Origin of the sequence: Chromohalobacter israelensis DSM 3043, from assembly GCF_000055785.1 — a bacterium.
Taxonomy (GTDB): domain Bacteria; phylum Pseudomonadota; class Gammaproteobacteria; order Pseudomonadales; family Halomonadaceae; genus Chromohalobacter; species Chromohalobacter israelensis.
In genome coordinates this window covers 3070354-3085399 of sequence record NC_007963.1, presented here as the reverse complement: position 1 = coordinate 3085399, position 15046 = coordinate 3070354, and the positions used below count along the sequence as shown (strand labels likewise).

General features: G+C 66.8%; 16 protein-coding genes. 4 read left to right on the top strand and 12 right to left on the bottom strand.

All coding sequences use genetic code 11. From position 1 onward, the window contains the following. Positions 1–14: 14 nt before the first annotated feature. The 12 genes from CSAL_RS13935 to CSAL_RS13880 form a co-directional block, all read right to left on the bottom strand. On the bottom strand, positions 15–989 hold the full coding sequence (locus CSAL_RS13935; RefSeq protein ID WP_011508046.1) for a lysophospholipid acyltransferase family protein: 975 nt from the start codon (positions 987–989) through the stop codon (positions 15–17). Then, complete coding sequence (locus tag CSAL_RS13930; RefSeq protein WP_011508045.1) at positions 986–1744, bottom strand: glycosyltransferase family 2 protein; 759 nt, start codon at positions 1742–1744, stop codon at positions 986–988. The genes CSAL_RS13935 and CSAL_RS13930 overlap by 4 nt, the downstream gene beginning before the upstream one ends. Then, the gene (locus CSAL_RS13925; protein WP_011508044.1) at positions 1737–3512 is read right to left on the bottom strand and encodes an ApeI family dehydratase; all 1776 of its coding nucleotides are present in this window, start codon (positions 3510–3512) and stop codon (positions 1737–1739) included. Before CSAL_RS13925 ends, CSAL_RS13930 begins: the two co-directional genes overlap by 8 nt. Then, positions 3502–4089 (bottom strand): COG4648 family protein, encoded by a 588-nt coding sequence (locus CSAL_RS13920; RefSeq protein ID WP_011508043.1) that lies wholly within the window; start codon positions 4087–4089, stop codon positions 3502–3504. Before CSAL_RS13920 ends, CSAL_RS13925 begins: the two co-directional genes overlap by 11 nt. 8 nt (positions 4090–4097) lie before the next feature. Beyond that, positions 4098–4361 (bottom strand): phosphopantetheine-binding protein, encoded by a 264-nt coding sequence (locus CSAL_RS13915; protein WP_011508042.1) that lies wholly within the window; start codon positions 4359–4361, stop codon positions 4098–4100. Positions 4362–4498: 137 nt separating this feature from the next. Further along, complete coding sequence (locus CSAL_RS13910) at positions 4499–5212, bottom strand: beta-ketoacyl synthase chain length factor (RefSeq protein ID WP_011508041.1); 714 nt, start codon at positions 5210–5212, stop codon at positions 4499–4501. A gap of 394 nt (positions 5213–5606) precedes the next feature. Beyond that, the gene (locus CSAL_RS17870; RefSeq protein ID WP_011508040.1) at positions 5607–5924 is read right to left on the bottom strand and encodes a con-10 family general stress protein; all 318 of its coding nucleotides are present in this window, start codon (positions 5922–5924) and stop codon (positions 5607–5609) included. Positions 5925–6086: 162 nt separating this feature from the next. Then, a complete protein-coding gene (locus CSAL_RS13900) occupies positions 6087–6407 on the bottom strand; it encodes a YnfA family protein (protein WP_011508039.1) in 321 nt (106 codons plus the stop codon). Then, positions 6401–7921 (bottom strand): PhnE/PtxC family ABC transporter permease, encoded by a 1521-nt coding sequence (locus CSAL_RS13895; protein ID WP_011508038.1) that lies wholly within the window; start codon positions 7919–7921, stop codon positions 6401–6403. Before CSAL_RS13895 ends, CSAL_RS13900 begins: the two co-directional genes overlap by 7 nt. Continuing rightward, positions 7911–8612: an ATP-binding cassette domain-containing protein gene (locus CSAL_RS13890; RefSeq protein ID WP_011508037.1), complete on the bottom strand. Its 702-nt coding sequence runs from the start codon at positions 8610–8612 to the stop codon at positions 7911–7913. Before CSAL_RS13890 ends, CSAL_RS13895 begins: the two co-directional genes overlap by 11 nt. Further along, positions 8609–9460: a putative selenate ABC transporter substrate-binding protein gene (locus CSAL_RS13885; RefSeq protein ID WP_011508036.1), complete on the bottom strand. Its 852-nt coding sequence runs from the start codon at positions 9458–9460 to the stop codon at positions 8609–8611. Before CSAL_RS13885 ends, CSAL_RS13890 begins: the two co-directional genes overlap by 4 nt. A gap of 42 nt (positions 9461–9502) precedes the next feature. Next, positions 9503–10363, bottom strand: a complete 861-nt coding sequence (locus CSAL_RS13880) for a MurR/RpiR family transcriptional regulator (RefSeq protein ID WP_011508035.1) — start codon at positions 10361–10363, stop codon at positions 9503–9505. Positions 10364–10639: 276 nt separating this feature from the next. Between CSAL_RS13880 and zwf the strand changes: the two genes are divergently transcribed. The 4 genes from zwf (at position 10640) to ugpB (ending at position 14961) form a co-directional block, all read left to right on the top strand. Next, complete coding sequence (gene zwf, locus CSAL_RS13875) at positions 10640–12115, top strand: glucose-6-phosphate dehydrogenase (RefSeq protein ID WP_011508034.1); 1476 nt, start codon at positions 10640–10642, stop codon at positions 12113–12115. Beyond that, a complete protein-coding gene (pgl, locus tag CSAL_RS13870; RefSeq protein WP_011508033.1) occupies positions 12115–12792 on the top strand; it encodes a 6-phosphogluconolactonase in 678 nt (225 codons plus the stop codon). The genes zwf and pgl overlap by 1 nt, the downstream gene beginning before the upstream one ends. A 31-nt stretch (positions 12793–12823) precedes the next feature. Continuing rightward, entirely contained in the window at positions 12824–13486 is a 663-nt protein-coding gene (locus CSAL_RS13865) for a bifunctional 4-hydroxy-2-oxoglutarate aldolase/2-dehydro-3-deoxy-phosphogluconate aldolase (RefSeq protein ID WP_011508032.1), read from the top strand. A gap of 158 nt (positions 13487–13644) precedes the next feature. Then, positions 13645–14961 carry a sn-glycerol-3-phosphate ABC transporter substrate-binding protein UgpB gene (gene ugpB / locus CSAL_RS13860; RefSeq protein ID WP_011508031.1) on the top strand — a complete coding sequence of 439 codons (1317 nt, stop codon included), beginning with the start codon at positions 13645–13647 and terminating at the stop codon, positions 14959–14961. The last annotated feature ends 85 nt before the right edge of the window (positions 14962–15046 follow it).

The window sequence follows — 15046 nt, the reverse complement described above, 5'->3', positions numbered from 1 at the left end:
GGCTCGGGTGTGGCTCAGGCATCATGGCGGTCACCTTTCTCGCGGGAACTCCAGAAGGGAAAGAAGTTGAACCATTGCAGGGGCTGACGCCGGCATTGCTCGGTGAGCCACGCCACGTAGCGGCGCATGGCCTGCTCGCGCCAGGCGCCGCGTTCGGCCCGCCTGAGGTGCGTCGTGTCATCGAAGGTGTCGAACTCGACCCGATAGCCCCGTTCGTCGCGCAGGCACGCCACCGTATAGAGCGGGCAGCGCAGCAGGGTGGCGAGATGGAACGGTCCCTCGGGGAAGGCGGCGGGCGCGCCCAGGAAATCCAGGGTCTGGGTACGTCCGTCGTCGTGAATCGGGACGCGGTCGGCGGCGATCATCACGAAGCGACCTTGCTGGATGCGTTCGGCCAGCAGCATCGCGGTGGCGGGCGTGATCTCGCTGACCTCGATGATTTCCGGCGCGCGCCGCAGACTGCTGCGGGCCAGCAGCTCGTTGAACTTGCTGGCGTTGCGGGTGTGCATGATCTGCACGACGTGGAAGTCGTCGCGACGCTCCTGCATGGCACTGCAGATTTCCAGGTTGCCGACGTGCGAGACCAGCACCAGGCCGCCGCGGCCGCTGCGAATGGCGGTGTCGAGGCGAGCCCGGTCCTCGCCATCGACGCGGGCTTCCAGGCTGCGACCGCTCCAGGCGTCGATCTTGTCCATCAGCATGCTGCCGAAGACCAGGAAGTGACGCAGGCTCAGCCAGTGCACGCAGCGGGGCGCGTGACCGGCATGCAACGGCCAGATCCGCTTGAGGTATTCCTGCGAGGCCTGGCGGGGAATGTGACGCACGACATAGTAATAGGCGATCACCGGCACCAGCATGAGCCGAAACGGCCAGCGGCCCAGGCGGCGGCGTATCCACACCATGAGGCGCATGCCGGCGAGCGTGCCGGACTCTTGAATGCGCGACCAATGCTGCGTGTCGTGGGAGACGTCGTCGTCGCGGGAGGTCATCGGGTACTCCTGGTCAGGCGCGCATGGCGACGCAGCAAGCGGGGAAGCCGACGCAGCATGCCGGCAAGCAAGCGCAAGTGCATGAAGGTCAGTTGTCGGTTGTCGCGCCACATGGCGAAATGCGAGACGCCATCGAGCGGGTAGCTCACCCGCACCGGCAGGTTTTCGATGGCGCGTTCCGCCCACACCCAGCGCACCGGCAATTCGGTATCGAACTGCATGCGATCCCCGCAGGGATGGCGTGCGATCAGGCGGTTGGTGGCCGCCACGGGATAGAGCTTGACCCCGCACATGGTATCGCGCAGCGCGAAGGACAGCGTGCTCAGCCAGACCAGCGAATGGGTCAGGTAGCGAGCATAGAAACGGTGGCGCGGCACGCTGGCGTCGAAGCGGGGATAGCCGATGCGTAGCGTCTCGTCATGGGCATCGAGCCCGGCGAGAAACGGAGGCAGGTCGTCGGCGTCGTGCTGGCCATCGGCATCGACCTGCAAGGCGTGGGTGAACCCCAGGCGTTGTGCCTCGCGAAGACCGGCCTTGACCGCCGCACCCTTGCCGCGATTGCGTGCCAGCCGGACCAGATGCGTTTGCGGCTCGTCGGCCAGGCGGTCGAGCACCTCGGCACAGGCGGGCTCGCAACCGTCGTCGACCAGGATCACGGGCACCGAGAGGTGACGCAGACGTGCACAGGTGCGTCCCACCGCCTCGGCATGGTTGTACACCGGAATCAGCACGCAAGGGCGGGCGTTGTCATGCATGGGACGACTCCTCCGGCGCGACGAGTGCCAGGGTGCCGGTGGCATGGACGCCGCGCTGGCTGGTCAGTGTGAAGCGCAGCCGGGTCGAGGTGGCCTGGGGCGTGGTCTCGAGCGCCAGGACGGCGCGTTCCCCGGGCAGCAACAGCAGGGGGAACTTGACGCGTGTCATGTCCCGGCAGACGCCATGGCAGCCGAGGCGGTCGCGCGCGGCATGCAAGGCCCAGCGAACCATGACCACGCCGGGTACCACGGGCTGGTCATCGAAATGGCCGTCCAGGTAGGCCAGACGCTCGGGAACCTCCAGCGTGAGGTGTGCGCGGTTCGGGCCGTCCGCGACGTCGTCCAGCCAACGTGGTGCCCGCGGGTCGTCGAGGTCCGCGAACAGGCGCGCCAGGCAGGCCGCGCCGAGCTTGCCCTGGGCATCGCTGGGCCAGTGTTCGACGAAACGCCAGTAACGGGGCAATACCGCGTTCTCGAAGCGCGGCGCCAGGGCATCCCGCAGGCGGCGAATCAGGGCTCGGCGCGCCTCGTGAGTGTGCGGGATCGTCTCGGGGTCGAGCGCCACGACGGCGCCCAGGCGGCCGTCACGGCGTGGCAGCGCCAGGCAATGTGCCCGGCGAACGCCGGGCAGGGCGCCGAGGGCATGATCGAAGGCGGTGAGCGAGACGCGCTTGCCGCCGACCTTGGCGATGCGGTCGGTGCGTCCGAGCAATTGAAAGCGTTGTGCCTCGATCACCACGCGGTCAGCCTGTGCCGTCCAGGCCGCCGGCTCGGGCAGCCAGGGCGTGCGCAGCCAGAGTTGCTGGTCGTCGTCGGCACGCACGTCGACCCCAGGCAGCGGGGTCCAGCGTGTGTCGCGCTGCTGGATGCGCCAGGCGATGCCACCGGTTTCGGAGCTGCCGTAGACTTCGCGGACGGCGCAGCCCAGCAGGCGTTCGGCATGCGCGGCGGCGTCGAACGCCAGGGGCGCGCCGGACGAATGGATGCCTGACAGGATGCCACCGACCGCCGGCCAGTCCAGCGTCTCGGGGAGGCGTTCCAGGGTGGGGGGCGCGCTGATCAGTACCGCCTCGCGGCGGGTCTGCGCCTGCCAGCGCGACAGCCAGGCATGCAGGGTTTCCGGGTAGCGGCACACGTCGGCGGCGAACGGCGCGCGCTCGCACAGCGGCCGCAGGATGCCGAACAGCAGGCCGTAGATATGCTGGTGGCTGACCTGGCTCAGGACCAGACGTGCGTCGAGCGGCCACAGCGCGGCATGCATGGCCAGTTCGGCGTCGAGCTGGGCGAAGGTCTTGTCGAGACGCTGCGGCTCGCCGGTGGAACCCGAGGTGTAGAGCGTCACCGCAACGCGCTGCGGCGCCAGCTCCCCCCAGCTCGGTGCATGCGCGCCGGGGCTGGCGGTCAGGGCGCCGGGGAGATCGCCCAGGCGTCCTGCGCTGTCGGCGTCGAGCGCCTCGAGCGTGGCGGGGCGGGTGTCGGCCGGCAGGATGACGCGATCGCCGCGTTCCCAGGCGGCGATCAAGGCCGCACAGAAGGACATGGGGTCCGGCGTGCTCAGCACCCAGCCGCATGGGGTGTCGGCGCCGGTCGCCAGGGTCGCCTGCCAGGCGCCGATGGCGGCGTGCAGCGACGCCAGTGACTGCCAGGCCGTGTCGGCCGGTGCCTCGGGATTCCAGGCCACGGCACGGTCGGTATCGCGGTCGCGCCAGGGGGCGTCGAGCAGCGGCGCGAAGGCACGGGAACGATCGGTCATGGCGCTATCGGTCATGGGGCGTTTCCTCGGGCCTGCTTTTCACTCGGCGGCGAATCAGCCATTCGCCGAGAAACATCATGGCCAGCAGCGCGTAGACGATGCCGCCGTTGTAGAGCGTCCAGGTGGCCATGTCGGCATAAAGGGCCGTCCATAGCGCAATGCTGCCATTGACCAGGAAGAAGACGCACCAGGCCTGAGTGACGCGTCGCGTATAACGCACGCCACGCGGACCCAGTGCCGGCTCGCGGCGTCGCGCCAGGCGCTCGATCACGCTGGGCCCGCGCGCCAGGCTATGGGCGAAGACGGCGAGCATGGCGGCGTTGAGCACCACCGGCCAGGCTCGCACGCCGAATTCGGCGTGGCCGGCGGCGATCAAGGCGCCGCCGGCGATGAGCAGGACCCAGCCCCATCCTCGGCGTGCGGCGGGCAGGCGCCACCAGGCGAGTGCCAGGATGGCAACCAGCAACGGCCAGGCGCCCAAGTGCGGCAGCAGGACGTGCGCGGCCAGCGGCCAGCCCAGTGCCAGGATGCCGAGCAGAAGATTGAAGAGAGGAGAGCGCGGCGCGCTCACAGGGGCGATACGGGCATTCATGCTCGGCTCTACGCGCTGCGCCGCTCCTCGACCAGCGCCGCGAGGGTGCGCAGGTTGCGGAAGTGATGGCGTGTCTCGTCGCTGTCGGCTTCCAGCTTGATGCCGTAGCGCTTCTGCAGGGCGAGCCCCAGTTCCAGGGCATCGATGGAATCCAGGCCGAGCCCCTCGACGAACAGCGGTTCGTCGGGATCGATATCCTCCGGGGTCACGTCCTCGAGTTCGAGGGTATCGATGATCAATTGCTTGAGTTCTTGTTCCAGCTCACTCGTCATGGGCGACTCCCTTGTCGTCGATCGGGCGTAAGGCGTATCAGGTGTTCGTACATGTTACCGCTTTCGGCTCACAGCGTCCCCGCGGGACGTGCGATCGGCAGGGGGCGATATCGCATCGGTATCGGGATCGTCATCGTCTATCCGGTGCGCTCCAGTCGCCAGGCCAGGCGTTGACGATGGCAGGGCAGCTCGTCGCGCAAGCCGCACAGCCAGTCGATCAGATCGCTGGGCTGGGGGGCGTCAGCGTCGTTCGCCGTGCCGGCGTGCGCCAGAGCACGCTGATGCAGTGACCAGGCGGTGTCGGACGGTGTCAGCGAGAGGCGTAACGCGACGGCGGCAGCCGCCACCGGTGTCGTGAAATGCGCGGTGAAACGAGCGGGAATCGGCTGCTCGGCAAAGGCGACGATGACCGATGGCTCACCCTGGTGAAGATAGCCCTGGGCTTCACTGAGCAAGGCGGCGAACTCGTCGCCCGACGCGGCGATCGCCTGCTGGGTGCGGCGGTTACCGCGCCCGATCGAGTAGACGCCGGGGATGGCGTTGTGCACCGACAGGCCGAAGCGGGCCGGCGACAGGGGGGCTTCGTCGGCGAGCGCTTCGAGCATCGCCAGGGTGCGCTCGCCATCGCCGTGCCGTGAGGCATACAAGAGCGGGTAGTCGGCCTCGGCATCGAGTTCGGCGAGCATGTCGCAAAGCGCGCGACCGATGCTCGTCAGTCGGCGACGCAGCATCGCCGGTACCTGGGCGCCGGCAGGCTTTTCCTCAACGCTGAGGCGTGAGTGTGCGGTATCGCGGCGGCCGGGCTGCCAGGCGCGCCAGTCATGCACGTACATCATGGCCGGTGTCGTCATGCAGACGTCTTCCCTTTCGTCGGCGAATGCCGCTGGCTCGATCCACAAATTGAATGGCAACGTATACAGACGCTTACCCTACGCGAGTCGCCGATTGATGGCTACTGTCTCGAGAGGCTGACACGCGCGGCGGCGGGTGGGACGCGACTTGGGAGCATCGCGAGGTGTCAAAAAATGACCGCCCTGGAGGGCGGTCTGGCCAGAGGCCAAACCCGCATGTGCGGGCGCAGGGAAACGGCGCTTGGACACTGGCATTCGGCGCAGGCGCCGAATGCCGTTGTCATGCCGTCAAGCCTATGTCAGTGCCACGCGATCGACTGTCAGTCAGGGCGGCGCGGGACGTAGGCAATACCTGCGTGGCCTCGCAAGCGACTGGCCATGTGCGAGGTGATCGTCAGGCGGAGCGAGAGGCACGCTGGCGTCCGCCCTTGCGCCCGGCTTCTCGGGCACGGTCACTGTCCTGCTTGAAGTTGCCCGGGCTCTGGCGGCCGCCCTTGCGACCCGCCTCGGCGGCGCGGCCGGGGTCATGCTTGAAATTGGTGGGGCTCATGCGCCCCCCCTTGCGCCCGGCTTCGGCGGCGCGGGCAGCGTCGTTGGCGAAGTTGCCCGCGCTGCGCGTGCGGGGCGGCGCTCGGCCGGTATCGGAAGTGGCCGCGCCGGCGTCCTCGCGGGTGGGCGTCTCGGCAGCGGGTGGTGGAGCGGGTGTGCGCATGAGAACCTCCGGTAAGGATCGCGGCAGGGAGTCGCGATATCGAGTGCCAAGGCCGGTGAGTCGCGCAGGTCGCCCTGTCTCGGGGTGCGCCTCGCTTCATCAGAAGCTAGCAGGTTCGCCCGTAGAGAAACGCAGTAAAACGTAAGGTTGAACGGTGTTTCGTTATCGCCACCCGCTGGCGATGACGCCCATGCCGGTCAGCGCGAGCGCGGCGCCGATCCAGTCGGTGGGCCGCAGGGCCTCGCCATCCACGCCCCATAGCCAGACGAGCGCGCAGACCACGTAGACCCCGCCATAAGCGGCGTAGACACGCCCGCTGGCCGCGGGATGCAGGCTCAGCAGCCAGACGAACAGCGTCAGGCTGGCGGCGGCGGGTACCAGCAGCCAGGGCGAGCCTTGCTGGCGCAGCCACAGCCAGGGGAGGTAGCAGCCGATGATCTCGGCCATGGCGGTGGCGATGAACAGCAGCGTCGTGGTCAGCATGCGGCGTCTCCGGGTACACGGCGGTCGCAATGGGAGGAGGTCTCGCGAGGCCGGTAACGGCGGGCGATGGCGTCGACGGCGATGTTCAGGCCGGCGGTGACCAGCAGCAGGAAGAACGCCTGATCGAACATCAGGTACGCGAAGCTGGAGTCGATGTGAAAGCCCAGCGTGGCGATTCCCAGCATGCCCAGCAGGGCGGTCTCGCGAATGATGGTTTCTGCCCGGTAGAAAAGCAGGGCCAGCAGGCCGTCGTAAAGCCGCGGCAGCAAGGCATAGGCGTAGCGTCCGGTGGCCGGAAGCGGCGGGCCGTCCAGCGTGAAGGCGTCCGCGTGGCGTGCCACCAGGAAGGCGATCAGGGCGCCGTTGTGCAAGGCCAGTGCGAGCCAGGCGGGAAGCATCGAGGGGCCGAGCAGAAGCAGAAAGATGAAGGCCAGCATCAGCTCCGGTGTGGAACGCATGAGCACCAGGCCGCCCTTGCCCATCACGCGCGTGATGCGGTTGCCGAAATGGCGGCTGGCCAGCGGCCACGCCAGCAAGGCCACGACGAGGCTGCCGGCGGTGCCTAGCAACCCCAGCAGCAAGGTGTTGCCGATCGCCGGCAGCAGGTCGGGGATGTCGCCGAGCCAGCGCCACAGCCCCGTCCAGTCGCCCTCGAGCAGCGGGCGGGGCCAGAGGTCGACGCTGACGAAGCGCCACAGCAGCGTGGCGTCGACGTCCGGCCAGGGACCCAGCAGGAACAGGCTGCCCAGCGCGAGCCACGGCAGCAGACGCCGGTGGCCCCACCAGCCCAGCGAGGCAATCAGCAGGTAGAACATCCACAGCAGAGCGCCGGCTTCGGCATAGCGTCCTTCGCGGAAGGCGCTCTCGAGATGAAAGCCGAGCGTCGGCAGGCCCACGAATCCCAGCAGCACGCTCGAGCGCATGGCGCACTCGAAACGGTAGCGGGTATAACCTGCCAGTCGCGCCCAGACCATGGGCAGCTCGGCATACGCGAAACGCGAGAGACGCCCGGTTCCCTCGGGAAGGGCGTCGACCGGCGCACGGGGCGTGAGCTCGAGTATCTCGGCGTAGACCTTGGCGAAAATGCCGGCATAGGGCAGGGCCAGGGCGGCGATGGCGGTCACCGCGGAGAGTCCGAAGACCTGCAGCAACAACAGGGCCCAGAACAGCTCGTGGATGGCGCGCACGAACGCGCACCCGCCGCGCACCAGTCGCAAACGGTGGAAGAGCAGTGCCAGGGGGAAGCCCAGCAGCATGCCGAGCAGGGTGCCCCAGAGCGCGAATCCCACGGTGAGGGCGATGGCATGCGCGAGCGATTCGGTGGCGAGAAAGTCCGGGCGCAGCAGCCCGTCGAGCATGCGACCCAGTTCCGCCCACGGATCATGCGTGGTCACGGCCAGGTCGGCGAACGGCAGCAGTATCAGACACAGGGCCAGCAGCCCCAGCGAGCGCCGGGCGAGCCTCAGGTTGAAGGTGTCGCCCGCGAGCAGACCGGGGGCACGTTCAGGACCCATCCCGGCTCCCGTCGGTGAGGGGCGAGGCATCGGGGTAAAGCGCATCGAGATCGGCGAGGGTGAGCGTGTGAACCGGGGCATCGAGTACCAGACGGCCGTCGCGCAGCCCCCATACGCGGTCGAAATGACGCAAGGCGAGTTCCCGCTGATGCAGGGCGATCACGCAGGTCGCGTGGCGGGCCTGGATCATCGCCAGCAGTCGCTCCGCCTGATGGGGATCGACACTGGCCAGCGGTTCGTCGCCGAGAAACACCTCGCGGGCCTGGTACAGTGCCCGGGCGATGGCCACGCGCTGGCGCTGGCCGCCGGACAGTCGGCTCACCGGCCGCTTGAGCAGGCCGTCGAGCCCCAGTGCGTCGCACAATATCTGGATCTCGCGCCAGGCATCGCGCCGCGGGCGCAGCAGGTTGCCCAGATTGGCCAGGGCGGAATGGCGCTCCAGGCGCCCCATGTAGACGTTGTGGTAGACCGCCAGCGGCGGTACCAGGCCGTGCTCTTGCGGGCACCAGGCCGCGCGCTGCGCGAGGCGCCGACGCAAGGCCGCCAGCAGGGTCGACTTGCCCACGCCACTGGGGCCGAGCAGCGCCACGCGCTCGCCGGCATGAAGCGTCAGCGTGAGCTCGGCGAGCACCGTATGCTGCGCGTGCCCCAGGCGCTCGGCATCGAAACGAACCAGAGTCGCCACGCTCACCGCAACAGACCGAGTTCCTCGCCGACGTCCTCGATCGGGGCATAGTCGTCGTTGTCGGCGGGAATGAAGCCCGAGCGCGGGAAGCTCGCCAGCAGCGCTGGATCGGTCATGTCGAGCAACGCCTTGCGCACCTTCCCGGTGAAGCCCGCGCCGTAGCGCTCGTCGGCGTCGCCGCGCAGGGTCCACTGGTAGTCGGGGTAGGTCGGCGTCTTCCAGATCACATCGACCTTGTCGATATCGACGCGGCCATCGGCGACGGCGGCGTCCCAGACCTTGAAGTTGACCGCGCCGAGGTCGTACGCACCCGATTCGACCAGGGCGATGGTGCGGGAGTGGTCGCCGGAGAAACCGACTCGCGAGAACAGCGACTTGGGCGGCGCGCCGAACTGCTCGCGAATGAAGTACTCGGGCATGAGCCGTCCGGACGTGGAGGTCTTGGCGCCGAAGGTGAACGCCTTGCCCTGCACGTTCTTGGGCAGGTCGTCGCCCTGCACGTCGATCTCGCTGTCACGGTTGGCGATGAAGTAGGTGCGGAACTCGGCGTCCTCCTTGCCCTGGGCAATGGCCCGGGAGCCGGGAACCAGGCGGCGTGCCTGCACGCCGGTCAGTCCGCCGAACCAGGCCAGTTGTACCTGATCGTTGCGGAACGCCGACACGGCCGCACCGTAGGATTTCACCGGCACGTACTCGACTTCCACGCCCAGTGCGTTCTCGAGGTAGGCGGCGACCTTGTCGAAGCGTTCCTCGAGCCGCGACTGGTCTTCGTCGGGAATGGCCGTGAAACGGAAGGTGTCGGCCAGGACGGCCGTGCTGACGACGAACAACAGGCAGGCGACGAGCCAGCGCATGGGCATACTCCTTGATAGAGCCGGCGTTGATGGGGACGCGTTTCAGTCCTCGCGCGCCGGGAAGCGCGTGGCCTGCAGGCTGTCCTTGATCTTCTTGAGATGCGGCAGGAAATCCTCGCCGCGACGCAGCGTGACCCCGGTCGCCAGCACGTCGATCAGGGCCAGGTGGATCATGCGCGAGGTCATCGGCATGTAGACGTCGGTATCCTCCGGCGTGATGACCTCGAGGGTTTCCGTGCACTCGTGGGCGAGCGGCGAGTCGGGCGCGGTGATGCCCAGCACGATGGCGCCATTGTCGCGGGCGACACGGGCGATCTCGACCAGTTCCCGGGTGCGCCCGGTGTACGAGACGATGACGATGACGTCGCCGGTATGCGTGGCGGCGGCCACCATGCGCTGCATCAGCACGTCTTCGTAGGCGGTGACGGGCAGGTTGAAGCGAAAGAACTTGTGCTGCGCGTCCTGAGCGACGGGGCCCGAGGCGCCCAGACCGAAGAAGCTGATCTGCTTGGCCTGAATCAGGTAATCGACGGCACGTTCGACGCGTTTGGCATCCAGCGCGCGCCGGGCGTCGTCGAGGGCGGCGATGGTCGCGCCGAATATCTTGTCCCCGTAGCTCGAGGCATCGTCGTCGCGTTCCACGCTACGGCTGACATAGGGCGTGCCCCCGGCTAGGCTTTGAGCCAGCTTGATCTTGAAATCGGGGTATCCCTTGGCGTCGAAGTTACGGCAGAAGCGGTTGACCGTGGGCTCGCTGACCGCGGCCGCCTGTGCCAGCGTGGCGATGCTCATGCCGGTGGCGGCGGCGGGATCATTGAGAATCACGTCGGCCACTTTGCGTTCGGAACGATTGAGCTCGTCCAGGCGTGAGCGGATACGGTCGATCAAGTCGAAGGCTGGCATGCGTAATGGGCGTCTCTGTCTGCCAAGGGGGTCGAAGCGGGGCCGTGTGCGAAGGCGGGCTGCGTTTGCCGCCCTTTCGAACACGACCTAGTCAAGTAACGACATTGTGTTAGAAAGGCATCCTAGCGTGACGATGCAAGAGCGCCAAGCGGCGTCGTGCATCGAAGCCATGATAAACCTGCCGCTTTGGTAGTAAAGTTACATAATTGGTTTGCCGAGGAGCCCTGGAATGGCTTATTTTATAGGTAAATTAACCAGATTTTTGGGGGCTGGGTCATGAGTCGAGATACTACACCTGATGTCGATCTGGCCCTTTTCGGGGCGCTCGGCGACTTGGCGCTGCGCAAGCTCTACCCGGCATTGTACCACCTCGACCGCGAGGGGCTGCTGGGCGAGACCACGCGGATTCTGGGCCTGGCCCGCCAGGAATACGGGCTCGATGACTTCCGGGGTCGCGTCAAGGAGGCGCTCGGCAAGCGGGTCAAGGCCAGCGAGCTGGATCAGGCGAGCCTCGAGCGCTTCCTGGCGCGCATCGAGTATCAGCGGCTCGATTTCGCCACCGCGGAAGGTTACGACGTGATTCGCGAGTGGCGCGAGGCCGCCAGGCGTCCCATGGTGGTGTACCTGGCGGTGCCGGCCAGCATCTACGGCGATATCTGCGCCAACCTCGAAGCCAGCGGCAGCCTCGACGACGAAACCCGCGTGGTGGTCGAGAAGCCCATCGGTTATGACCTGGAATCCTCGGAGCAGATCAACGACGCCATCGGCGAAGTGTTTCCCGAGTCCCGCATCTATCGCATGGACCATTATCTCGGCAAGGAAACGGTCCAGAACCTGATTGCGCTGCGTTTCGCCAACCCGCTGTTCGGCAACCAGTGGAACCAGAACCAGATTTCGCACGTGGAAATCACCGTCGCCGAGAAGGTCGGTATCGAGGGCCGCTGGGGCTACTTCGACCAGGCCGGTCAGTTGCGCGACATGGTGCAGAACCACCTGCTGCAGCTGTTGTGCCTGATCGCCATGGACCCGCCGTCGAACCTCGACGCCGACGCCATTCGCGATGAAAAGGTCAAGGTGCTCAAGGCGCTCAAGCCGCTGGAAGGCGAAGAGTTGTCGCGCAACGTGGTGCGCGGCCAGTACATCGGCGGTTCCGTGGATGGCGAGAGCGTGCCGGGTTATCTCGAGGAGGAAGGCGCCAACACCTCGAGCCATACCGAGACCTTCGTCGCCATGAAGCTCGAGGTTGCCAACTGGCGCTGGGCCGGAGTGCCGTTCTACCTGCGTACCGGCAAGCGCATGCCGGAAAAGATGTCGCAGATCGTCATCCATTTCCGTCAGCAGCCGCACTATATTTTCGATCCCGACCAGCGCGGCCTGGCGGCCAACAAGCTGGTCATCCGCCTGCAGCCGGAAGAGGGCATCGCCCTGCAGGTGCTGACCAAGGACAGCGGGCTAGACAAGGGCATGCGTCTGCGGCCCGGGCCGCTGCACCTGGATTTCAATCATGCGTTTCCCAAGACGCGGATTCCCGATGCCTACGAGCGTCTGTTGCTCGAGGTCATGAAGGGCCAGCAATACTTGTTCGTCCGCCGTGACGAGGTGGAGTTCGCATGGCGCTGGATCGACCAGCTGATCGCCGGCTGGGAGGCTCGCAACATGCCACCGCGTCGTTATCCGGCCGGTTCCTGGGGGCCCGTGGCGTCGATCGCCATGATCACTCAGGACGGCCGCTCCTGGTACGAAGACTACTGATGATGAATACGACTCAAGAAGGCCGTCAGCGGCTCGCCGAGCGTCTGGCGGATACCGTGGCCCAGGCCCTCGAGGCCGATCTGGCCAAGCGCGAACGGGCGTTGCTGGTGGTGTCCGGCGGCTCCACGCCCAAGCCGTTCTTCACCTCCCTGGCGGCCAAGGCGCTGCCGTGGGCGCGTGTCGACGTGACCCTGGCCGACGAGCGCTGGGTGACGGCGGACGACGCCGACAGCAATGCCCGCCTGGTACGCGAGACGCTGCTCGTGGGGCCGGCCGCCGAGGCGTGCTTTCACCCCCTGACCACCGACGATGACACGCCCGAGGCCGGTGTCGAGACGGTCGCCGAGCGCCTCGAGTCGCTGCCGTGGCCGGCCAGCGCGGTGATCCTCGGCATGGGCGGCGATGGACACACGGCATCGTTGTTTCCGGATAGCGAGCAGCTGGCGACGGCGTTGGAAACCACCTCGGCGGCGGTAGTGGTGCATGCGCCGAGCGTGCCTCAGGCACGCATCACGTTGAGCGCATCGCGCCTGGCCGATGCCGGCCTGCACGTGTTGCACATCACCGGCAATGACAAGCGCCGTGTCCTGGCCGAGGCATTGGCGGGCGACGACGTGCGCCAGTTGCCGATTCGCGCTTTCCTTTCCCAACCCATCGCGACGTATTGGGCCCCCTAGGCCAGCGCGTTCCCGACCACCGGAGCATCCCATGACTATCGACAAACAGCTGCCCTCCACCCGTACCACGGAACTCGACAGCATCTGCCAGAAGGTGGAAGTCATTCCCGTGCTGGTGATCGAACGCCTCGAGGATGCCGTGCCCATGGCGCGGGCCCTGGTCGAGGGTGGACTCAACGTGCTCGAGATCACGCTGCGCACCGACTGCGCGCTGGATGCCATTCGCCGCATGCGGGCCGCGTTGCCGGGCGTCAGCATCGGTGCCGGCACCGTGTTGACGCCGGCCCAGTACCGTCTCGCCGAGGAAGCCGGTGTCGATTTCGTGGTCACGCCCGGCGCCACCGAGGCCCTGTATCGCTATGGCGTGGAAAGCCCGGTGCCGATGCTGCCGGGGATCGCCACCGTCTCGGAGCTGATGACCGGCTGGCAGTATGGCTATCGGCGCTTCAAGTTCTTTCCGGCGGAGGCCAGCGGTGGCGCCAAGGCGATCAAGGCCCTCGGCGGCCCGATCCCCGAGGCGCGGTTCTGCCCCACCGGCGGCATCACGGTGGACAACGCCGACGATTATCTGAGTCTGCCCAACGTGATGTGCGTGGGCGGTTCCTGGCTGACGCCCAAGTCCCTGGTCGAAAACGAAGACTGGGACGGCATCCGCGAACTGGCGCGCCAGGCCGCCGAGCGCTTCCATCACTGAGCCGACGACCGTTTCTCTCTCGACAGCCTATGCTGTTCTTCCGACCCGCCGATTGGCGGGTCTTTTTTTGGCCGTGAAACGGTCATCTAATTGAAAGATTACTTGTCTAGGGTGGCGCGAGTGGCATCGAGCCTCGCGCACCGAACAAGGAGCCTTTCATGCAACGTGCTTTGCTGCTTTCATCACTTGGCACCGTCCTCGCGCTGGGAACCGGCATGGGAAGTGCCCAGGCCAATACCGAGATCACCTGGTGGCATGCCATGGGCGGTGCGCTGGGGGACAAGGTCGAGCAGATCGCGGCCGACTTCAATGCCAGTCAGGATGCCTATACCGTCACGCCCGTCTTCAAGGGCAATTACAGCGAGACCATGACTTCCGCGATCGCCGCATACCGTGCCGACAAGGGGCCGGATATCGTGCAGATCTACGAAGTCGGTACGGCGACGATGATGGCCGCCAAGGGGGCCATCGTACCGGTGCATCGTTTGATGGCATCGGCCGATGTCGATTTCGATCCCCAGGCCTACCTGCCTGCGGTCACGGGTTATTACACCGACCCCGAGGGCAACATGCTGTCGTTGCCCTTCAATTCTTCGACGCCGGTGACGTACTACAACCGCGAGCGGCTGGCGCAGGCGGGGGTCGAGGAGATCCCCCGTACCTGGCAGGAACTGGGCGACGCGCTGGAAAAGATCGTCGACAGCGGGGCGGCGAGCTGCGGACTGACCACGACCTGGCCTTCCTGGGTCATGCTCGAGAACTATTCCGCCATCAACGACGTGCCGTTTGCCTCGCGGGCCAATGGCTTCGAGGGCACGGATGCGCGGCTGCGCTTCAATCGCACCGCCGTCGTCGACCACATCGAGCGCCTCACGCGCTGGCAGGAGGACGGGCGCTTCGCCTATGGCGGACGCTTCGATGACGCCGCGCCCAAGTTCTACGCGGGCGAGTGCGCGTTGATGATGGGATCCTCGGCCTCCTACGCCAATATCAAGGAAAATGCCGATTTCGATTTCGGCGTGGCGCCGCTGCCCTACGATGCCGAGGTGGTCGAGCAGGCCAACAATTCGATCATCGGCGGGGCCTCGCTGTGGGTGCTCAACGGGCTGGACGAGACGCACCGTCAGGGAGTGGCCGAATTCTTCGAATACCTGTCCACGCCCGAGGTCCAGGCGGACTGGCATCAGTACTCCGGCTACCTGCCGATCACGCAGGCGGCGGCCGACCTGACCCGCGAACAAGGCTTCTACGCGGAGCATCCCGGCACCGACGTGGCGATCGAGCAGATCACGGCCGGCCAGCCCACCGACAATTCCAAGGGCTTGCGGCTGGGCAACATGGTGCAGATTCGCGACATCATCAACGGTGCGCTGGAAAACGTCTTCGCAGGCGATGTATCGCCGCAGGACGGCCTCGATCAGGCCGCCGCGCGTGGCAACGAGCTGCTGGAAAAGTTCGAACGTGCCAATCGCTGACGCCGTCGACATGCGAACGGGGCGCCCGCTCGGCGGGGGCCCCGTTCGCGAGCTCGTGCTCGCCGTCATCGAGTCTCTGTGGTTT

Coding starts and splice junctions, on each gene's coding strand:
- CSAL_RS17870 (WP_011508040.1), bottom strand. CDS start 5,924: ATGCGCACACCCGCTCCACCACCCGCTGCCGAGACGCCCACCCGCGAG.
- CSAL_RS13910 (WP_011508041.1), bottom strand. CDS start 5,212: ATGACGACACCGGCCATGATGTACGTGCATGACTGGCGCGCCTGGCAG.
- CSAL_RS13885 (WP_011508036.1), bottom strand. CDS start 9,460: ATGCGCTGGCTCGTCGCCTGCCTGTTGTTCGTCGTCAGCACGGCCGTC.
- CSAL_RS13915 (WP_011508042.1), bottom strand. CDS start 4,361: ATGACGAGTGAGCTGGAACAAGAACTCAAGCAATTGATCATCGATACC.
- pgl (WP_011508033.1), top strand. CDS start 12,115: ATGATGAATACGACTCAAGAAGGCCGTCAGCGGCTCGCCGAGCGTCTG.
- CSAL_RS13900 (WP_011508039.1), bottom strand. CDS start 6,407: ATGCTGACCACGACGCTGCTGTTCATCGCCACCGCCATGGCCGAGATC.
- ugpB (WP_011508031.1), top strand. CDS start 13,645: ATGCAACGTGCTTTGCTGCTTTCATCACTTGGCACCGTCCTCGCGCTG.
- CSAL_RS13865 (WP_011508032.1), top strand. CDS start 12,824: ATGACTATCGACAAACAGCTGCCCTCCACCCGTACCACGGAACTCGAC.
- CSAL_RS13925 (WP_011508044.1), bottom strand. CDS start 3,512: ATGACCGATAGCGCCATGACCGATCGTTCCCGTGCCTTCGCGCCGCTG.
- CSAL_RS13935 (WP_011508046.1), bottom strand. CDS start 989: ATGACCTCCCGCGACGACGACGTCTCCCACGACACGCAGCATTGGTCG.
- CSAL_RS13895 (WP_011508038.1), bottom strand. CDS start 7,921: ATGGGTCCTGAACGTGCCCCCGGTCTGCTCGCGGGCGACACCTTCAAC.
- zwf (WP_011508034.1), top strand. CDS start 10,640: ATGAGTCGAGATACTACACCTGATGTCGATCTGGCCCTTTTCGGGGCG.
- CSAL_RS13880 (WP_011508035.1), bottom strand. CDS start 10,363: ATGCCAGCCTTCGACTTGATCGACCGTATCCGCTCACGCCTGGACGAG.
- CSAL_RS13920 (WP_011508043.1), bottom strand. CDS start 4,089: ATGAATGCCCGTATCGCCCCTGTGAGCGCGCCGCGCTCTCCTCTCTTC.
- CSAL_RS13930 (WP_011508045.1), bottom strand. CDS start 1,744: ATGCATGACAACGCCCGCCCTTGCGTGCTGATTCCGGTGTACAACCAT.